Below are 21,411 nucleotides of genomic sequence, written 5' to 3'. Positions count from 1 at the left end.
TGGGCGCGAAGTAAATCAATCCGCGCAGGATTCGCCAGATGGATCTCCCGCTTGGGGGTCCAGACCAAAAATCCAAGGACTATTCGTGCACATCTCAAAATTCTTTGGCAAATGAAAATTCATTGAATGTAATAAAAAATGTTAATCATTAAAAAAGAAGAAGAGGTTTGTGAGTCCTATTCTCGTTTCTCCTCTTCTCCCGATTTTTGTTTCTCCTCAGGACCTTCCTTCTTCTCAGCGGGGCGCTTTATAATCCTTCTCAGCGGTTTGCGCTTCTCTTCTTCTGGCGGTGCCTCTGATAATTCCTCCTTCCCACCCTCGAATACAGTGCCGCATTTGTGACACACTGTCGATCCCCTTGCATTCAGCGTACCGCACACGGGGCACGCAAATGCACCAAGCTTCCTCCTCTCCTCTTCTTGCGACAACCATTTCTCAAATGAGATGTATGTTGGCTGTTTCTTCCACCATTCCCTGAATTTTTCTTCAGAATATTTCTTCCCTAGCTCGCTCCTGGCTTGTTCCCTGTAAACCTCAATGAAACGGTTGTACTGTTCCCTCATTTTCTTCATGTATTCGTCTTCCTCTTCCGCAAGTGGTTCAGTGATAAATTTCGCTCCGCACTCAGGACATTCTGACGAATTGGCAGGTATCCACGCACCGCACTCACTACATTTAACAGTTCCTGATTCAAACTCTACACCGCACTTGGGGCACCGGCGGGAAGACTCTGGAATGAGGGCTCCGCATTCGCCGCATTCCACCATCTTACCAAGACCGTACTTGTACAGATAAACTGAGAATGCGATGATGATGGCAGCAACAATCGCGATTATGAGCGCGTAAACCCACCATTCGATGCCTGTTTCTGTAAATCCTTTCTCGATGGTGATTCCTACGACCTTATCAGTCTCTTCTCCTGAGATCGTCGCCGTAACAACAAGACTGCAACTTCCAGAGGCGCTTATCGGTATATAGACTACAGCATTGTAGTATCCATTTTGATTCGTTGTTACTGTATACGGCCCGCTTACGACATCGCCATTTGAATCAACTAGCGAAATGGCCAGTGCTATACCAGATAGCGGATTGCCGGTCACCTGATTTTTCACGCGACCGCTCACGACCATGTCTTCGCCAGCTTTGTAAGTGTATGTATTTCCTAAATCGACAATTATCACCGCTGTGGGTATTGAGATATTGAGGGTGGAAGAGAGCTCATTGTTATCTTCATTTGACTCATCGATAAGCCCATTGGGGTCGATTCTTGCAACAATCGAATATGTGCCCGCCGTGAGATTTACGGTCCAAGTGAGATTGCCAGTGATAGTAGCGCCAACTCCAAAGTCTTTTGTTATGGAGCCAAGATATCTCGGGATCAAATCTGCATCAATGGCGTAAAACGCTATACTCACTCCCAAAGCGGAAGCATATCCGCTGTTCTTCATTTCAACGCCCAAAACGACCGTTTCTCCAATGTACAACTCATCTACTACGGTGCCTCCTAAGGTCGCCTCTATACCTCCTAAAAACAGAATATCAGGTCTTGTATCATATATAACGAGTTGCTGGCTCGCAATGTTATTTGAGTAGCTTATTTCAGATACTATTAAATCAGGATTCACTACCACATAAATTGTCCTGGTCTGCGCACTCAATCCTGATGAAATTTCCACATCCCATTCGCCGGAGATGATAACGGTCTGACCGGGGCTGATCGCACCAGTGAATGTTTCATCGATGAGTGTACCAGAACCGCCAATTGCATCCAACCAGAACTCAACTACGGCACTTCCAGCTGTACTTTCTCCAATGTTTCTAACAGTAACATCCATTCTAATGTGCGTGCCTGCTGCCAGAGGACTTGCTGGTGAGAAAACAATTGTGGTAGGAGTCAAATCTCCGTAATTCTTTACGATGATTTCTTGATTTATGATGTTATCGACTTTAGTAGTTTCCTCAATCTCATTGAATTCATCTACAATTGCAACTATAGTCCAAGCACCTGGTAGACTTGGTATCCATGAGATAGATGCTGTTTCAGAGCTCCCCGCAAGAACTCTGGTTATAAGTGTATAGCCGACGAATTCTAGCGAGCCTCCATTTCTCAACTGATAGAAGGTGACATTGACATTTTCAGCTGTAATATCGCCTTCGTTTCGCACTGTAAGCACGATCGTTGCCGTACTATTTGTCACGGGAGATGTCGGTACCGATACAAGGTCTCCTGTTGTGACACGAAGTTGGGCCACGCCACGCACGTAAACAAGAGTGTAATTGACATTATTTGATTCGTCTAGCTCTTTCAGAAGATTATCTGGATCTACAACAACCGATAGATTGTGCTCACCGAGCGGCAATCCTGCGACCCATGTCGTGTTAACGGTGACGGTTTCCCCCGGATTAATCAATGCAATAACATGATTGCTGATGACACTCGCATTGTCATAGAATCTCACAACCACACCATTTGCCGGAACCACTCCACTATTCGTGATATTGGCTGTTAGTACAACCGACTGACCCCTTGCCGGAGAAGTGTCTGAAACCCAGAATGGCGGATCCAAGTCGGGCAAAGCACTTTGTATTGATACGACGACGGATTTATCGTTGCGAGCAAGCGGAGTCGCGTAGTAGGCCAGTGAAACGCCCATTGGGATATCTGTTTCATAAGGAGTTCCATCATACCAGTATGTGGCGTTAACCTTGTACCAACCAACATATTGAATCGAAGAAGAAGTTAATCTATCACAAAGAGCTGCTATTGTAACTTTGCCATTCTCGTTCGTAATTGCACCTGCATATAAGCTGCCATTTACGTAGTAATTAATACTGACATAAGCTCCCTCGAGAGGTATCCCGACGCCGTCTAAGACGGTCACAGTGAGCCATCTGTAATGCAACGCTACAGCAGATTCCTTGGGTTGAATGCTTGGAGCTGCTATACTGGTGAGATACGCCTTTGAATTTCCGCCCAGTGACGCCAATGGCTTGGTGAAGGTTGAGTTCACTGCGGTAATCACTGCATTGGAAGATGATGGGGCAATAATTTCGCAATGGGCCGTTGATGCTATGATTTGTATCTCCGCGTTATCATCAGCCATAACGGAAAGCGTAGGTCCTATTATAGAAGCATTAAGTTTTAGAGTTGCGTGATCGAACAAGTATGTCTTGATGTTCTGATTAGAGTTAAGGGTAGATGAATCTACTAATAGCGATCCGTTGTCCTGAATAACTATCAGGAATTCGTCCACCATCCTTTGATATATCGTAAATGTAGCTGAATCAACAATGAGTGTTCCATTATCTTTGATGATGATATTTCCAGAGAAGTAGTAAGTACCAGGCAAGATCATGAAAACGTCGTCATCGTCGACAACAAGATCGTTCGGGCCGGCTGACAGCTCGACTTGAACATTCTTACTTGCGATGTTATTATTGTAGGAGTATTCGAGTATTCTCTGGGCTTTATTAACGTAGACGTAAACTGGATAATTGCCAATTTGAGTGGGGATAAAGGTGAAGTGTGTTACGTTTGATCCTCCAGAAGGCACATCTATATATGTGGTACCCAGCAACCTTCCGCCCGTCAGCGGGTTTCCAGCATAGAAATCAACGGAAACGTTTGAGGCGTCTTTCTTTCCTGCGGTGTTGTGTATTGTCGCATTGATGAATGCCAACTGTCCAGTATAAAGCTCAGCAGGCTCAATACTTATATCCCCATCACTGATGCTAAGTTCCGGCAGTAGTGCCAAAACAAATAGCGTCTTGGACATATGATTATTGACTTTACTCAATTCTGGTACCTTTCCAGCTTTGTCAACTTCAACAGTAATTGTGTGGGTACCCGATCTTGTGTCACGCCAAACAATTTCCACATCTTGATAAGCTCCCGGCGACAAAGTCGATATTGTAGCGTTTCCAATCGATGTTGTGACCCCCGCGTAGAAATCATAGAAATCAACCAGGATGTTAGATACGGCGGTTGCCCCGAAATTCGATATCTTTGCCGTGATCGTCACTACATCGTACTCGTAGATCGTCAAAGGGTTATATGTTAAGGATTCAACAAGCAGATCTGGTTTGTCGACGGAAAGATCTTCCATTCGTATTATTTTATTAACTACCTGATCCTCTTCAGCAATAGCTGGATATGCGGAAAAATTAAACCCACACGACGCATAATATACGAAACCTGTTACGTTCCTATATACGAGTTTTGCAGAGTAGCCACCAACGAGTTGATGCGCGTTTGGAAGGGTGCTCTCATTAACAACTTCCCATAAAAGCGGAATAAGAACTTCACCAAACTGCCCGGTCTTGTTAAGTGTTGTTTCATTTCTCCCGAGATATGTGAGCAATTGGTTCGGCGGAATTGATTGTATTCCATCAGGTGTAATGTAATACGCTGAGATATTCGTACCAGAGATTGTTACAGTAACATTTGCATTAGCAACTGGTAGCGACTGAGAATCTAAGACTGTGAGATTGAGCCATCTATAGATATATATGGATGGCCTCATTACGATCTCTATCCAGATGGTCTCGATATATGCTAAATCACCACCATCATTTACAAATCTGATTTGTAGATCTGACATTTCTTCGCATGTTTTTATCCCTGCGCCAAGGAGATCGAAGGAATCTTCAGTTTCAATAGTAGTGCGAATCGGTCTTATACTGGTATTGAAATAATTCACACCGTCCAATGAATATTGAACGTAATTGCTAGGGCTAAATCCTGATGTTGTCATATATTTTACATGCAACACCACATCAGAAAGATCACCCGAAAGTGCGCTCGCATTAAATCCAGATATGTGCATTGTAGCTCCGTTTACAACTGAATAATAGTTATTATCATCAGCCATTAGATTTGCCAGCGGTTGGCCAGTATCGTCATCCCCTCCTCTGGCATATGGAAGTACGGTCAGCGTATTGTCTTCTGTTAGATATGCTGATGCTCCCACCGTTCCTTGCTCCATATCCGCGTAAACTCCGTAAAGATAAGCAACCGAAGAATCCCGGACAATCAGCTGATTATGCTCCGATGGATCGTCTGAAAAATCGACTGATAAATAAGTGTTGATTGCCGTCAACTTTGTCGAGCCCACAAGGGTGATGTTTCTATAGCTAGGCAGTGGGATCTCAATTCCGACCCAGATACGGTTGAAGTAAACATTCCTATCGAGGCTATCGTCGTTTTCAAAAGTAATGTTTATCTTGCTTAAATCCGTAGAAGACATGTCTGGAAGTGTAGCATATGCTGTGACTTCTTCGTTTATTGAAGGATTATATGGTTCAGCTGTATCTGATGGCTGAATTCCCGATGATGATGATGCACCATTCCTGAAAGACCATTCAATTACATTACTTCCATCGTAACCAGGGTCCGTCTTATATTTCACATAAAGAGTTACTGTAACACCATCTCCCTTGTCAAATGCCAAGCCACCTAGATTAATACCATCTGTTGCCAGGATTTCACCTGGGGCTACAGCAAATAGATTGCTATCGTCAAACAACAAATCAGATAGTTCTCCGATTGCCGTATTGCTAGTCCCAATCGCGTTGACATTTCTCGTCAGATTGTAAACAACTGTAACTTTGGATCCGTCGTCCCATGCAAATTGATATTGATGATCATACGATGTTGGGATTGCTACCCCTTCCAGGAGATCCTCAATCTCACAATCGTAAAAGTATACTTCAGAAGAAATAAGAGCGATTGTCGCAAAATCATCATAAAATTGAACAGGGAATTGCGTCTGATCACAGTAAGCAATAATATCCGATGCTGAGTGCCCAGAGGTCCTCGAATTTCTCATTATAAGTGTCGAGTTATCGATGAGAATGTGGCCAGGGAATTTTAGCGTGGAATCAATCACTTCCAAAATTCCGTTGTTCCTCACCACGACTCCTAGACTGGGGAAAGCGTTGATTTGATAGAGATTTGTGGTAAGAATCGAATTGTTCAATATGAGTTTTCCACCGTCTTCAATAACCAAAGTATAAACATGATCATCGGAGGTTCCCGCAACGCCGTCAGGACCAGTGTCTTGGTTGAAAACTATGCCACCGTTTACAACATTAACTATCCCGCCTGACCGAATGATGAGGTTTCCTCTCATGTTACATATTGTGCCATTTATCTCCCAGTAGGCATTAGGATAATCTTCGCCGATTATGACATCCCCACTTGGTGATGATGCTCGAACTCCTTCCGGCAAAGCGAAAAGAAATAGCCCAGCCAGAGAGGAAAAAACAAAGCTCCAGACGATCAGCATGCTTATGGATTTAACTACCAAATTTGACCGTAACATTGTCCCACCAAATATATTTCCGCCAGATGATGTTAGATATTAGTGATTATAAATACATATCTTTTCAGGTAATATAAAATGATAAGAAGCAATGATCAATAAGCATTATTGGAGATTGATGAATCATTGATTTTGGAGGAGTATGGGAACTTACATTCGAATTGTATAAAATATACTCATTTCTCTGAGTTACTGGGCTATATTCATAAAACACATGGCATCGTAGAAATTTTTTTTCATGATAGCAAATTGCTGCATCAATCCAGCATTAGACCGAAAAAATTGAACGCCGTGAACAACGAAATTGTTTTACTAAATACCAGATCAAACCAATAAAACAGAAACATCTTTTTCTTATTTCTGTCACTTTCACAATTCTTAAATGAAATACTTTCCCTCATGTATAGCCAACAATAAAAATGAAAAATAGGATAAGTGCAATCTATTCACGGTGGCCTGCAATAAATTACTTCAATGCAATAAGGCAACTTCCTGCATCAGAGAGATCATTTCTTTCTTATAATTTTTTTGATTGATATAGGACGTTTAACTACCGTTTCTTTCTCTGCCTCGCCTTCCGGCTTCTCCTCAGTCTTTTCGGAAGCTGCTGATACTGGCGTCTCCGCCATGGGCTTTTCTCCAGGCACCTTTTCAGTTTCTTCTGCCTGTACGGACACTTCCCCCGCCCTCTCCTTTTGCTTCAATAAATATCCACATGCATAGCACTTTTCCGCATCAACATCAACTATTGTACGACAATTTGGGCAGAATGTCTCCCGGTATTCTGGACGAGACAGAGGTTGCTCCTCCTTGATCGGCACTTCTTCTGCCACCACGCTGCCTTTCTCTCCCAAAACAGCCCTTTCCTCAGAAACATACTCTGACTTGATTTCCCCGCTAGAAGCGGGCTTCTCTTCACCTGATACAGAAGCTGTGGGCGCCATAGTTCCAGTCTCTTTCACGGTCGCCGTTTCTGAAACTGGGACGTCAGAAATCGATACACCATGAGACGGTTCAACTGCGGACTCCGGTGCAAGTTCCTCGCCTGTTGGTAGCCCAGAAAGCAATTCCTCCCTCCTCACGAGAACTCTCTCGCGCGCACTGAGGGCTTCTTCACGGTCGTTCAATATCTTTTCCCATTCAACAAGTCTCTTTTGTTCATTGATGAGAATCGACTTGCTCTCTTCGAGCAACTCCTGCTGTTCCTGGAATGTCTTGATCTTCGCAAGCAATTCCTCGCGCCTTCCAGAAATCTCTTCAAGAACCCTCTTCAATTCCTGTTCACCAGCAAGGACTTTTTCTTCAATAGCGAGCACCTTTTCCGCTGCATTCTTGATACGCTCTTCATATCCCTTTGCCTCTTCTCTCAACTTCAAAATCTGGGTTTCCTGTTCAGTAATTTCCTTCTGGCGTTTCTCAATTATGAGTCGGGCGTTATGCAGCTCCTCTTCTCTTATTCTTAGTTCCTTTTCAAGCGCCTCCATTTCCTTCTCAGCTTTTCTCGCCGCCTGCTCCCTAGGGATCAACTTGGATTCCCAGTCTCTTAGTTCATGTTCTTTCTTGCTCAGAGCTTCAGCGTACTCGTCGAGCTGCTTTTTGCGCTCTTTTAGCTCAGATTCCCTTGCATCGAGCTCTTCCTTACGTTTCTTCATTTCCGCATCTTGAGTTTTTATCTTTTCTTTGAATTCTTCAATAACCTGCCATATTGGAATACTGTCCTGCGACGACACAACAACTCCTCCTGTCAAATCACCTTCCATTCACCTATAGCTATCGCGATATTATGATATTAACCACAATTACTTCGCCAAACATCACCTACACCAGCGTGGGGCCCAATACCATCAGCCCATTTGTTCCTATTTCAATCGTATGTTTTTCCATGCTGTGCTCACATGCTCTCATCTTTTCCACTCTGACATACCTCGCTAATTTTCCACGTGTGCGATCAATTCCAAGCTCGATGATACCATCGGCCAAAAATAGCTCGTTACCAACAAACTCAACGGATTCCCCCTGAGTCTTCTCCATTATAATGAATGAAATGAGATTGAGATCACGGAGCGTTTTGAAGAAATAGAACATTTTCTTCCGCATACCTTTCGTTTCGTCCATAAGAGAATACAGTGCGCCAAGTGAGTCCAGTGCAAAGATAGTAAATTTCTCCTGGTGCTTCTTTCTATAATACGAAATGACTTGCTCAACAAAATGCAGGTAGTCCGTCGGCGCCTCCGACTCGATCACCTCATCTAGATCTCTGAGATCGGTAAAATCGGAAATCTCGAGTTTTGGAGCGATCTCTATTCCTAGGCTTCTCATATTCTTGAGGTGACTGTCCGCAGTCTCTTCCAATGTAACATATAGACCGCATTCATCTGTTTTCTCAAGATAAGCAGATATGAGAGAATAAGTAAAACTCGTCTTGAGAGATCCAGGCGGCCCAGTTACCAGCACTACCTTCGGCGCGTCAATATCGGTCCTGAATATTTTCTCAAGCCCCTGAATTGAATTTCTGAACATAATGCGCACCAGCACCTGGGGAATCCATTGATATGACCATTAATAAAACTTTTTCACATCGTTTCTCAACATTTAGCAGGTAAGACTGAAGAAGAGGACGAAATCGCGCAAAATTATCAAATGACTCATTCTGAGAGACTAAAATCAAGAAATATTGGCTATTGAAATTAATGTTTGGGTTTAATGTTTTGTTTATCTCTCGTTTATTTTAACTAATAGATTTCTCGTCATAAGTCTGCAATCGCATCGAGTTGAATATGTATCTATTACTATTCTCCTGGCTCATCCTCTTCCTCGAAAAGATCTTCTGGTGATTCTTTTGGAATCATATCTTTATCTTCCGTTATCTGGGCCATCTCGACCATTTTTTCTTCCTTCTCACCTATGAGTCGAGCCACCGCAGTAACCCTATCGCCTTCCCGAAGCTTCATGATCTTGACGCCCATCGTGGCCCTTCCCATTACTCTAATATCAGAGACCGGAATTCTAATGACCATCCCCTGTGTACTCGTGATGATGAGCTCGTCATTTTCCGCAACATCGAGCACTGAGACGACCTTGCCATTTCTCTCGCCAGTTTTGATCGTAATTACGCCCTTCCCGCCCCTCCTCGTCTTCCTGTACTCTGGAACGGGGGAGAGTTTTCCGTATCCATTCTCAGTAACGGATAAGAGCATCGAGTTTGCTGATACTGCGGCCATGCTGACGACTTCATCACCTGGATTAAGCCTAATTCCAATGACTCCTCTTGCCGCCCTTCCCATCGGTCTCACCTCTGTCTCGCTAAACCGCACCGCTTGCCCGCCTTTTGTAGCAATGATTATCTCTTTCGTGCCGTCGGTGAGCCTCGTATCGACGAGCTCATCACCTTCCGTAAGGCCCAATGCGATTATTCCTGACGACCTCACATGGGAATATGCCGTAAGTGGTGTCTTCTTGATGAAGCCTTTCTTCGTTGAAAAAACGAGGAAATGGTTTTCATCAAATTCTTTAACAGCAATGGTATCCAGTATTTTTTCACCCTCAGCCATTGCAGGGAGCAAATTGACGATAGGTTTTCCTTTGGATTGACGGCTTCCCACCGGCACCTGATATGCCTTGAGCCAGTAGACTTTTCCTAAATTCGTAAAGAACATCAGATAATTGTGCGTTGATGTAACAAAGAGGTTAGTCACGTAATCCTCCTCTTTTGTTTCCATTCCTATGAGACCGACGCCGCCCCTTCTTTGCTGCTTGTAAGTATCTAAAGGCACCCTCTTTATATAGCCATCATGCGTAACAATGATGACCATTTCTTCATCGGGAATAAGATCCTCTAGGTCTATTTCCTGCACATCGTGAACGATCTCAGTTTTTCGCTCGTCCCCGTGTTTTTCTCTGATCTCGAGCATTTCATTCTTGATGATTTCCAAGATCTTTTTCTCATCCGCGAGAATGCCCTCCAATTCCCTCACTCTATTTTCGATTTCAAAGAATTCCTTCTTAAGATTTTCAATTTCAAGACCTGTCAAGCGCTGGAGTTTGATATCAAGAATAGCCTTTGCCTGCTCTTCAGTAATCAATAATCGATTGATAAGCCCGACCCTTGCCTCCTCGGGAGTCTTCGAAGCTCGAATCAGCATAATGGTATCATCCAGCGCGTCAACCGCCTTCATCAAACCCTGCAAAATGTGTTCTCGCTTCTTTGCCTCCTCCAACTCGAACTTCGTTCTCCTCGTGACAACATTTTTTCTGTAATCAATAAAATGCTGCAAAGTTTCCTTAAGTGTCAGTATCTTTGGTTCGTTGTTGACGAGGGCGAGGTTTATGACTCCGAACGTAACCTCCATCTGAGTATGAGAGAACAGCTGATTAAGTACGATATTCTCCATCACATCCTTTCGAAGTTCGATAACAACCCTCATGCCTTCGCGGTCTGATTCGTCTCTAAGATCAACAATGCCATCGATTTTCTTGTCCCTAACGAGCTCTGCGATCGCTTCGATCAAGTTAGACTTATTGACCTGGTAGGGGATTTCTGTAACAACTATTCTCTTCCTGTTCTCAAATTCCTCAATCTGAGTTCTTGCTCTCACCCTCAACTTGCCTTTTCCGGTGGAATAAGCCTCCAAAATCCCACTTATACCATAAATGATGCCGCCGGTTGGAAAATCTGGCCCTTTGATGAATTCCATCAACTCAGATGTTTCCATGCTCGGATTGTCTATTAAATTGACGATAGCATCGACCACCTCCCTCAAATTGTGAGGTGGGATGTTTGTGGCCATGCCTACAGCTATTCCAGATGATCCATTGACAATGAGATTAGGAAATTTCCCGGGTAGAACTGCTGGTTCCTTCAAACTTCCATCAAAGTTATCGACAAAATCGACGGTGTCCTTTTCTATATCAACCAGGAGCTCCTCGGCAATGGGAGATAGACGGCATTCAGTATATCTCATCGCGGCAGCTGAGTCTCCATCTACGCTGCCGAAGTTTCCCTGGCCATCGACCAGAGGATATCGCATTGAAAAGTCTTGGGCCATTCTCACGAGAGCATCATAAACAGCCATATCTCCATGAGGATGATACTTACCAAGGCAGTTATGGGAAACTACGCCATTAGCTAAAAACTCGTGCGATCCCTCAACCTCAATATCATACGTCATTTCGGCCGGAGCGGTCTCGATGCAGAGTACCCGGATGAAGGTGATATCGTCTGGCAAAGGCTCATCAGAATTCCAGAAGGCCGTGGCTTCTGCAACAACGTCTGAATCCTTGCAATACATTATAGGCAGACCTTGCACCTGATTGATATATTCGTCGACATAGCACTCCTTCGGGCAGCTAAAATTCTGAGCTGGATGGGGGACCCTTGAGTGATCGTCATAAGGTGGCTCAGGCTCCAAGAGCCGTTTCATTAGATCTGCGTGCGTGCCACTAATCTCAATGGTACAGGATGATTCTGATTCAACCGTGGTAGCTCTGAAGTACCCCATTTGATCAAGACGGTCGCCTTCATTTTCACCAGCTGGTGACATAATTATTTTAGAAATCACTCCCAAATGATGCAGGATTAGCTGGATGTCAGCGGCCTGCCTCTTTGACTTGAAAGGAATTCTAATCTTTCCATCGGAAAATGATGCAGAAGAATTGATTACCCCCAATACGAGAGATTCCAAGACGGATCTAGGTGACCTGAAAAATTCCTCGGCAAGGCTTGAGCGGGAATTCACTACTTTTGAGATTCTTAAAAGCAGTTCCTCAAACATCTCAATATGCCCCAGTGATTTGACTGCAGGTGAGCTGCAAAGTGCGGAAATTTTTTTCCTGATAATGAGGGGCGCGGCAGTGTATATCCTTCCTGATCGAGAGGCTAGAGATTCCACGATCTCACGCACAGAGGCAACATAAGATTCGGAGTACTGACCTACCACCAGCAAACAGCCGTACAAATAGGCAAATAACTCGTCGATGGTGACTAAATTTCCATTGGATATTTCCATCTGGGGATATTCGAGACCGCAAGGATACACACATCGAGATACAAGCATGTCCCCAACCCGCAATTCTTCTGCAGCTTTCCAAAAGATCCCACTCGATGGCTCATAGACTTTCAAGAGCTGTTTTGGCGTGCATAAGAGTTCCATACCATTTTCAAATCTGATTCTTACGAGCGGTCTCGGGGGCATCTCATACAATTCCAGAACACGCCCAAATCCAGACTGTGTAAAGACGATATCCCCTCTTTCTACTTCTTCGATCGGAACAAGCCCCCGAAATGTCAGTACCTTTGTCCCCGCGGCAAAACATTCGCCAACCACACGAGCGCTTTTCTTATGAGGTTTATTTGAGTACAGACCCATGTCATACATCGCATAGAGGATTCTCCTCTGGACCGGTTTTAGACCGTCTCTGACATCCGGTAGAGCTCTCCCAACGATAACACTCATTGCATAGTCGATGTAGGACTTTTTCATCTCCGTTTCAATAGGTCGCTGAATTATTCGTACGGTCTTTTCTTCCATCAAAACACCCTACACGTCAAGGTTTTCGACTTCTTTCGCATGTGCACTGATAAATTCCCTTCTGGGCAAAACAGCATCGCCCATCAAGATGTTAAAAAGAATGTCAGCCCTCCTTGCATCCTCGATTGTCACTTTCTTCATGACCCTTGTATCGGGATTCATCGTCGTCTCCCAGAGCTGTTTCGGATTCATTTCACCAAGACCCTTGTATCTCTGAATGGAGACTCCTTTTCCCAGGCGTTCAACAGCGCTTATCCTTTCTTTCTCAGTATAAGCGTAAATCTCCGTGTTACCCTTTGCAATCCTATAAAGCGGCGGCTGCGCGATATACACATAGCCGTTTTCTATGAGCGGTCTCATGTATCTAAAGAAAAGCGTGAGCAAAAGGGTGCGTATGTGCGCACCGTCAACATCAGCATCGGTCATTATAATGATCTTGTGGTAACGGGTTTTGCTGATGTCAAAATCCTCTTTGATGCCAGTACCAAGAGCTGTGATCAGATTTCTTACTTCGGCATTTTTTAGTATTTTATCCATACGCGCCTTTTCAACATTGAGAATCTTCCCTCTCAATGGAAGAACAGCTTGGAATTCCCTATTTCTTCCCTGCTTGGCACTTCCACCAGCGGAGTCCCCTTCAACTATGAACAGCTCCGATTTTGCAGGATCCTTTTCAGTGCAATCTGCTAGCTTACCAGGAAGGCTTGCAGATTCAAGAAATCCCTTTCTACGCGTCAGTTCCCTTGCCTTTCTCGCCGCTTCCCTCGCCTGCGCTGCAAGTATTGCCCTTCTTATGCAGGCTTCAGCGACTTTGGGATTTTCTTCCAGATACTGGTAAAGTCTTTCATATACAAATGAATCAACAATTCCGCGGATCTCACTGTTTCCCAATTTTGTCTTTGTTTGGCCTTCAAACTGCGGCTCCGGCATTTTGACACTCAGTATAGCTGTAAGGCCTTCCCTCACATCATCTCCGCTCAAGCTCTCATCGCTTTCCTTAAGAAATCCGTACTTCCTCGCGTAATCATTCATCGTCCTCGTTAGTGCTGATCTAAATCCAATGAGGTGAGTTCCGCCTTCAATCGTGTTGATATTGTTGACAAAGGTGTGTATATTCTCCGAGTAAGCATCAGTATATTGAAGGGCCACTTCGATCAAAATATCACTGCGTTCGCCTGCGATGTAAATTGGCTTTTCGTGAAGTACGTTCTTCGTTCTGTTTATATGCTGAACAAATTCTATGATCCCTCCCTCGTAATGGTACTTCTCCTCTCTTCCAGTCCTTTCATCTTTGAATAAAATGATGACGTTTTTGTTCAAAAAAGCGAGATCCATTAATCTGCTAGCCAAAATATCCGCATCGAAATTGACATCTTCAAAGATCTCAGGATCTGGCTTAAAAGTGATTATCGTGCCCGTACTGCTCGCCTCGCCGATGATGCGTAACTTATCTACCACGACGCCTCTCTCAAATCGAGCAAAATGCTCTTTTCCTTCCCTCTTTACCCTGACTTCTAACCACTCAGAAAGACTGTTGACAACAGATAGTCCCACACCGTGTAGACCACCTGAGACTTTGTAGCTTTTCCTGTCAAATTTCCCGCCTGCGTGGAGTGTTGTCATCACAATCTCGACAGCCGGTCGTTCGTACTTTGGAAGAATGCCCGTCGGAATGCCACGGCCATCATCCTCTACAGTGACGCTACCATCCCCGTTGATAGTCACAGCAATTTTCGTGCAAAAACCAGCCATCGCTTCATCGATGCTATTGTCAACGACCTCGAAAACGAGATGATGGAGTCCTCTGCTGTCAGTGCTTCCGATATACATCCCAGGCCTTTTTCTCACCGCCTGCAGTCCTTCAAGGACTTGTATTTTGTCTTCGTTATAGCTCGAGTCTTCCATCGATCTCGACCCCTCTGATTTTTTGGTTTCTCTTTTAGCATTTCAAATAAATGAGTGTGCAGTGCAAAGGGATGATCTACACCCCCATCCCTTCTCTAACATTATTTCCTAATGTGTTCATACTATTAATATTCTTCTAGATATCTGGCTATTTAAATTGAAGAGCAGAGTTTCACGCACTAGAGATGCAATTTCATAATGATGATTGCGACTGTTGCAGTTAGACTTTGCAAGGCCTTTCGCCATGATTTTCGGCTTAGCTTATTGCAGCGCCTTTCCGGTGATCATAAAGGTATTTCCGACGATACACTCTTCTCGAAGTGCTACAAGATTACGCAAGAATAATATTGTAGCATCGGAAATTAGAAGAATCGAGACACAAACGCTAAAAGCGAATAATTGGTTGGAGCCGGCAATGGTAACAATTAAGGATGCAAAAAAGGGGCTCACGGATGAAATCATCGCAGTGGCTAAGCAAGAGGGCGTTGATCCAGAGTTCATAAGAAGGGGTATTATTAGAGGGCGCATCGTCATTCCATCAAATCCAATACACTCTCCAAAACCGTGTGGGATCGGAGAGGGGCTTGCAGTAAAGGTCAATGTCAACGTAGGCACATCAAGAGACATGCCTTCGATCGAAAACGAACTGGAAAAAGTAAGAATTGCAATCAACTACGGTACCGATACTATCATGGACTTGAGCACCGGCGGAGATATCGATCTGGTAAGAAGGAAAATTCTAAAAGAAGTGAGAATACCCGTCGGAACTGTTCCGATTTACCAGACTGGCCTGAAAGCCGCCCGGGAAAGCGCAGTCGTGGACATGGATGAGGATGACATATTCAACGGCATTATCAGACATGCAAAAGATGGCGTTGATTTCATGACCATACACTGCGGCGTGACCAAGGAAAGCGTCGAGCATCTGCGACGTTCCAGGAGAATCACAGATGTTGTCTCGAGAGGCGGATCGTTCCTAGTCGCATGGATTCTCCATAATGAAAAGGAGAATCCTCTATACGAGAACTTTGACTATCTACTTGAACTGGCATCCGAATACGAATTTACAATCAGTCTCGGAGATGGACTTAGACCAGGATGCATCCATGACGCAACGGATGTTCCACAATTACAGGAGCTCATCATACTTGGAGATCTCGTGAGGAGAGCAAAAGAGAAAGAGGTCCAAGTGATTGTTGAAGGGCCAGGCCATGTCCCATTAAATCAAATCGAAGCCAACGTACGCGTGGAAAAGACTGTGTGTGATGGAGCCCCCTTTTATGTGCTCGGTCCGCTGGTTACAGATATCGCGCCAGGCTATGATCATATATCTGGTGCAATTGGCGGAGCGTTGGCAGCATATCACGGCGCTGATTTTCTCTGTTATGTCACGCCAGCTGAGCACCTTTCGCTTCCAAGCAAAGAAGATGTAAAAGAGGGATTGATTGCCGCGAAGCTTGCGGCCCACGCTGCAGACGTGGCAAGAGGAAAAGGATTGGAATGGGACCTAAGGATGTCAAAAGCAAGGAAGGCGCTCGACTGGGATGCGATGTTCAAAGAAGCGATCGATCCTGAAAAGGCGAGGCTATACAGGGCGAGGGGGATAACGGAGGCTAGCGAGGGGTGCTCTATGTGTGGCGATGTATGCGCCATCAAGATTCTGAGGGAATACTTGAAGAAGGACGGGGTTTGCTGAGATCCTGATGAAATGCATGATTGCCTTCTATTCATTCACGAGATTTGCTTGGCGAGTCTTTGTAGTAGGCAGCAGGTATTTTTGAACGCCCTTCGATTCCAAGGCAGATGGAGCCACCGGAGGGATTTGAACCCCCGACCTACGGTTTACGAAACCGTCGCTCTTTAGCGATCAAAGATTTCCGCTAAGCTACGGTGGCATCACTCGGCCACACAAATCTTCACGCTGATTTAAAATTTTCTTACAAATCAAAAGCGTGAAGAAAGGCTGATGTCATGGACTCCAGATATTTGATGCTGAAAATCTGAATTCTTCCCTCGCCGAAGGGGTCGGATAGCAGGATCAAACTAGTTTGTTGTCGATTCCTCAAGGCCATAAAGCCACATACTAGAGAGTTGGGATTGCTCCCGCCTGAAAAGTCTTTTCAAGGTTTCGCATGCATGTGTGGGCATGCGAATTTATATCAACATAGAAATAGCGAAAGAATGCATAGAAGAAGTTGTTGGGGGAGGAGGGCACGATCGCCCGCTCCTATATTGCCATAATCGATAGCGGTCAATTTATGTGAAGTTCTCCACGAAAGATTAAATATTGGCTACAGAAAGGATTTAACGGAAAATCATGATAATGTAATCGGTATAATTGATAAAAAGAGATGGGATGCCTGAAGGACACATCATCGAAGAAAGAAAGGGTGGATATGGCGTCTTAGCAGATATTATAGAAATCTGTAAAGCGAGATGCGTATCTGGATACATTGAAGTTTTATATGAAGATGACCGTATTGCTTCTCATGGTACAATACTCACAAACAAAGGTCTTCCAATCGGCGCCTTCTACAGATTCATCATCGAGAAGGATCGAATTATCACCACGGAGAGTTATTCCGGAGCGAGGGCTTTCGATTTCATTTTGGAAGACTCAGAATCCCCAACTGCCACGCTAATTATACATGCAGACGTTGACCCAGCATTGGTTGAGCAGAAGGCTTCAGGAGCTCGAATTGCGTACGAGAGTCTCATAATGAAGTGGAAATCCCGATCACCGTTGATGAGCATCGACCTTGGTGTTCTGGCAAATGACGATAGCATAGCGGCAAGAAAAATTAAAACGTGGGCACAAGAAGGCTACGATGTCTCTCGCGTTCTTGACATTTATCTGAGCGACCCTGAGAAAGCGACGCTAGTTATCGATCATTACGAAAAGAATATCGATAGGGCAAGAGCGTTACTTGAGCGTTTGAGGGTTGTAAAGGGTGAAGGAATAGAGAGGGAATTACGATCGATTTCTAAGAAAGCGAAAGATCCTGATAGGGTCGCTGATGCAGAAATGGAGTTTGAATTCCTCGTTAAACGCTTGGAAACTTCTGAAAAGGAGAAATTAGCCGAGAGACAAATTCGTCTTGACGTTGAGAGGAAAAAACAAAATGAGAGGATCGATAGAGTATACGATCTCATCATTCAATATCACAAAATGAAGTCATCAGGTGCAGCTAGCACAGCAAGATGCCCAAGATGCGGAGAACCTCTCGATCGCGATGGGCTCTGTTTGAAATGCGGCGAGACTGTCATTCAAAAGCCCCGATATGGACGCCCGATAAACCCTCAGCTCACCTTCTCTCGCTTTGTAGTTGGTCATTCTAACAGGTTTGCTGAAGCTGCAGCGAGGGGGGTAGCTAATAGCCCCGGCACCATGTACAACCCGCTGTTCATTTATGGAAGGTCAGGAATGGGTAAGACCCATTTGCTTCATGCGATTGCAAATGAGATTCTTTCGAAGTCAAACAAGTTTATTGTTCTTTATACATCGATGGAAAAATTCGAGGGGGAGCTCATTGAGGCTCTTGCAACGAGTGCAATTGATGACTTCAGAAGGCACTATGCGGGCGCGGACGTACTGCTGATCGATGATGTCCAATTCCTTGCCGGTAGGGAGAGAATGCAAGAAGAGCTCTTTCACGTACTCAGCGAGCTCATCGAGAATAGGAAGCAGGTAGTTCTTGCATGCGACAGGCCTCCGAAGGATATCCCCTCGATTTCAGATAGACTGATTACTCGATTCGAATCGGGGCTCATCGCAGATATACAGCAGCCTGAATATGAGACAAGGGTTGCGATTCTTGAAAGGAAGATCAGAGAGGAGGGCTTATCGGTTCCGAAAGAAGTGCTTGAATTCATCGCTGACGTTTGTAGGAACAACATCAGGCAGCTCCATGGAGGCCTCAACAGAGTTGTCGCGTTCTCATCGCTTATGAATGTCAACATCGATTTTAACTTGGCAAGGGAAGTTCTAAGCAGCGAGGCTGCTGGGCTGCGCATCAGCCAAACGAGATTTGATTTAAAAGGGGGCCACAGCTATCTCCTTGAAGAATCCAGGCCAGAGGGTGCTTACAGAGCATTCGTGTCAAAACTCCAGGAGGGCTACAGTGGGATGGCGATAACGCGGGGACATCCTAGAAACCTCATGGAGAGGATGGGAGAACTCAGGGCAACTCTCTACTGGCTTACCGATCGGGAGTCAACAACAGCCCAAACTCTCCCGCCTTCGCTGGAGAGAATCATGCTTGTAATTGAAGAATTCATTCATTCGAACGAAAAAAGCATCATCCTCCTCGATGATATCCAATACCTGATAAGCTACACAACATTTGAAGGCGTCATCAGGTTTATCAGGAGCGTTGTTGACGAGATTTCAGAGACCCAGTCAATATTCCTCGTTTCGGTGAGCGAAGAGAGCCTCAGGATTCAGGACCGATCTATTCTCGAGCGAGAAATGGAAGTGATAAAGCTTTCATGAGGTTTCATTTCAACCCCTAACTTCATTCTAGATCAGGAGATTCTCTTCAGCTCCGCCTTAAATTCGATGAGCCTTTCAAGGGCTTCCTCCAGATTCCTTTTCTTAAAAGCAACAGCTGCTTCCTTCAGAATCTTTATGAGAGAAGTTACCTCCTTCCCTTCTGCCTTCGCTTCTAAAAGCACTTCCTTGCACTTCTTCAATTCATCTTTGAGCGTGTCGGGCAGAAGTTTCAGTATGGTTTCTCTTCCCTTCTTTGCGAGAACGCCCATCATTGTCCAGTCACCGTGCTTTCCAGCGTCCTTTGCTTCATTGAGAAGCCTCCTCGCTTCTCTGACATCGATGTAAAGGTGTTCTGAGTCCCTAATCAACTTCTCAAGACTTTCGCATAACTCACTAGCTTCGACGTAACGTCCTGTGATCCTGCGAGCCGTATCCATGCCGATTCTGATCTCCATAAGAGCTCCCCTTAGATCATCCTGAGCTTTTTTCACCCTGATGCTCTCCAGCGACTGGAAAATTTCTTTGGGATCAGAGCCCGTTTTCTGTGTAATTTCTGCGAGTCTCTCAAGCCGCTCTATATCAGTTAGAATTCTTTCCTCAATGGCCTCTCTTGCCTTTTCGAGGCTCTCCCGCACGAATGCCACTGCAGATTCTATGTTCCTCTGCTTTCCAGCCCTCACAGCCTTGTCAATAAAGATCTTTGCAACGCTCGCATCTATGTTAAATTCGCTTGCTATTGAAAGAAGCGACTTGACCTCCTCAACGAGCGCAGGAAATTGCCTACGCAGCTCGTTCTCACGTTCTTTCGCAGCCATCAAGGGCGCTTCGGCACCTTCACCCTCCAAAACACTAGCCTCTTCCGTAGATTGAAGTCTCGCATTGCACTTTGGGCATGTTTCCAGATCTGCCGAAACGACCGCCCCACAATTGGGACATTCAACCTCCAAAACTTCCTCGATCACGAATTCGACACCACATTTCGGGCACTTTGTCACCTCACCAACAATATGCGTGCCACATTCAGGACAATCGAATTCTATCTGTTCTTCCCCTTCGGAGCGGTCTGGCTTCACTCAATCACCAGCTATCGGTTGATAATCTTCTTCAAAATATTTAGCTATAATTATGTTTTGAAGCATGAATTAGCAAAATCTCAGAGATTATCTCCAGAGTCCATCTCTTTAATTTGCAGAGCGCTGGTTCTCGTGTCTTCCCATGACCATAGAGTCATTGGCACGTAAAGATTGTGCTGATTTGTTCGATTCGCCAATCGAAATTCTCTTGCTATCCCGATTTAAGCAGAATATTCTTCATTTTGACAGCGTCCTGATCGAGCAATGGGGTTTCGCTTATGATCGTGATATCATAAGACCTTTTTTTAAGACTGTCTGCAAGCAGCTCAAAATTCGGGGATTTTGCTTCCAAAGGTAAATGCCTTCTCTCTCCAGCATCAGTGAATTCGACGGAGCTAAAATGTATGTGAAGGTGTCTTGGATAAATTCTTTCTGAAAATTCGATGATTTTTTCAAAATCCTCTTGTGACTTAAGCCCACCGTTGCTCCTCGCATGGAGGTGTGCGAAATCGAGCACGGGGCAAGTACCGGGGACCTTTTTCACAACATCTGAAATCTCATCGAGCGTGCCCCAGTATCCTTTTCTTCCCATCGTCTCCAGTCCCAGAACTACCCCCTCTCCACTTCTGCCGAGCTCTTTCCGGCACTTCATGATCCCTCTTATCACCGCGTTGGTCGCCTCCTCGGGTGTTTTCGAGGCGTAAGTACCCGCGTGGATGACGACTATCCATGCACCCATTGCCACCGCTGCCCTTGCTGATTTTAAAACCCATTCTACGCTCTTTTTAACGGTTTCTTCATTTGCAGAGTTGAAATTCACATAGTAGGGAGCGTGCACGCTTAACAGAATTCCCAACTCCTTAGCTTTCTCGCCGATCAACTTCGCCTTTTCCTCAGATATCATAACCTGCCTTACGAATTGGACTTCAAGGGCATTCAAGCCAAGATCGTGTATTTTTCCTAGGGCGTCGATTGGCCCTTTGCTTCCCTCAGGATAACCGGCGGGCCCAAAATAATACACATTTGGAGAAAATGCCGACGGAAATAATTAACACTTCCATTAACGCTTCCTCGAGGCGGCAAGATATGAC

General features: G+C 44.9%; 9 protein-coding genes and 1 tRNA gene. 2 read left to right on the top strand and 8 right to left on the bottom strand.

Features of this window, described 5'->3' with window-relative positions; translation table 11 throughout:
* Window positions 1-176 precede the first annotated feature (176 nt).
* The 5 genes from QW087_05030 to gyrB form a co-directional block, all read right to left on the bottom strand.
* Window positions 177-6,308 (bottom strand): CARDB domain-containing protein, encoded by a 6,132-nt coding sequence (locus QW087_05030; GenBank protein MEM2944084.1) that lies wholly within the window; start codon window positions 6,306-6,308, stop codon window positions 177-179.
* Between the two features lie 521 nt (window positions 6,309-6,829).
* Window positions 6,830-8,083 (bottom strand): hypothetical protein, encoded by a 1,254-nt coding sequence (locus QW087_05025; GenBank protein ID MEM2944083.1) that lies wholly within the window; start codon window positions 8,081-8,083, stop codon window positions 6,830-6,832.
* A 58-nt stretch (window positions 8,084-8,141) separates the two neighbouring features.
* Window positions 8,142-8,858, bottom strand: a complete 717-nt coding sequence (locus QW087_05020) for an ATPase domain-containing protein (protein MEM2944082.1) — start codon at window positions 8,856-8,858, stop codon at window positions 8,142-8,144.
* Window positions 8,859-9,112: 254 nt separating this feature from the next.
* Window positions 9,113-12,850 (bottom strand): DNA gyrase subunit A, encoded by a 3,738-nt coding sequence (gene gyrA, locus QW087_05015; GenBank protein ID MEM2944081.1) that lies wholly within the window; start codon window positions 12,848-12,850, stop codon window positions 9,113-9,115.
* A gap of 9 nt (window positions 12,851-12,859) precedes the next feature.
* Complete coding sequence (gene gyrB / locus QW087_05010) at window positions 12,860-14,755, bottom strand: DNA topoisomerase (ATP-hydrolyzing) subunit B (protein ID MEM2944080.1); 1,896 nt, start codon at window positions 14,753-14,755, stop codon at window positions 12,860-12,862.
* Window positions 14,756-15,170: 415 nt separating this feature from the next.
* On the opposite strand from gyrB, the gene thiC reads away from it, so the two are divergent.
* Window positions 15,171-16,451, top strand: coding sequence for a phosphomethylpyrimidine synthase ThiC (gene thiC, locus QW087_05005; GenBank protein ID MEM2944079.1), 1,281 nt, complete (start codon window positions 15,171-15,173; stop codon window positions 16,449-16,451).
* A gap of 108 nt (window positions 16,452-16,559) precedes the next feature.
* On the opposite strand, the gene QW087_05000 is transcribed toward thiC, so the two are convergent.
* Window positions 16,560-16,650: transfer RNA gene (locus tag QW087_05000), tRNA-Thr, on the bottom strand.
* Between the two features lie 461 nt (window positions 16,651-17,111).
* On the opposite strand from QW087_05000, the gene QW087_04995 reads away from it, so the two are divergent.
* Complete coding sequence (locus tag QW087_04995; GenBank protein ID MEM2944078.1) at window positions 17,112-19,247, top strand: DnaA/Hda family protein; 2,136 nt, start codon at window positions 17,112-17,114, stop codon at window positions 19,245-19,247.
* A 32-nt stretch (window positions 19,248-19,279) separates the two neighbouring features.
* On the opposite strand, the gene QW087_04990 is transcribed toward QW087_04995, so the two are convergent.
* Together QW087_04990 and QW087_04985 are read right to left on the bottom strand one after the other, a co-directional pair.
* Window positions 19,280-20,320, bottom strand: coding sequence for a zinc ribbon domain-containing protein (locus QW087_04990; protein ID MEM2944077.1), 1,041 nt, complete (start codon window positions 20,318-20,320; stop codon window positions 19,280-19,282).
* Window positions 20,321-20,531: 211 nt separating this feature from the next.
* Entirely contained in the window at window positions 20,532-21,341 is an 810-nt protein-coding gene (locus QW087_04985) for a TIM barrel protein (GenBank protein MEM2944076.1), read from the bottom strand.
* Window positions 21,342-21,411 lie beyond the last annotated feature (70 nt).

This window comes from Methanomassiliicoccales archaeon (assembly GCA_038850735.1).
Taxonomy (GTDB): domain Archaea; phylum Thermoplasmatota; class Thermoplasmata; order Methanomassiliicoccales; family JACIVX01; genus JACIVX01.
Note: the sequence above shows the minus strand (reverse complement) of the source record. Positions and strands in the feature narration are given on the sequence as shown.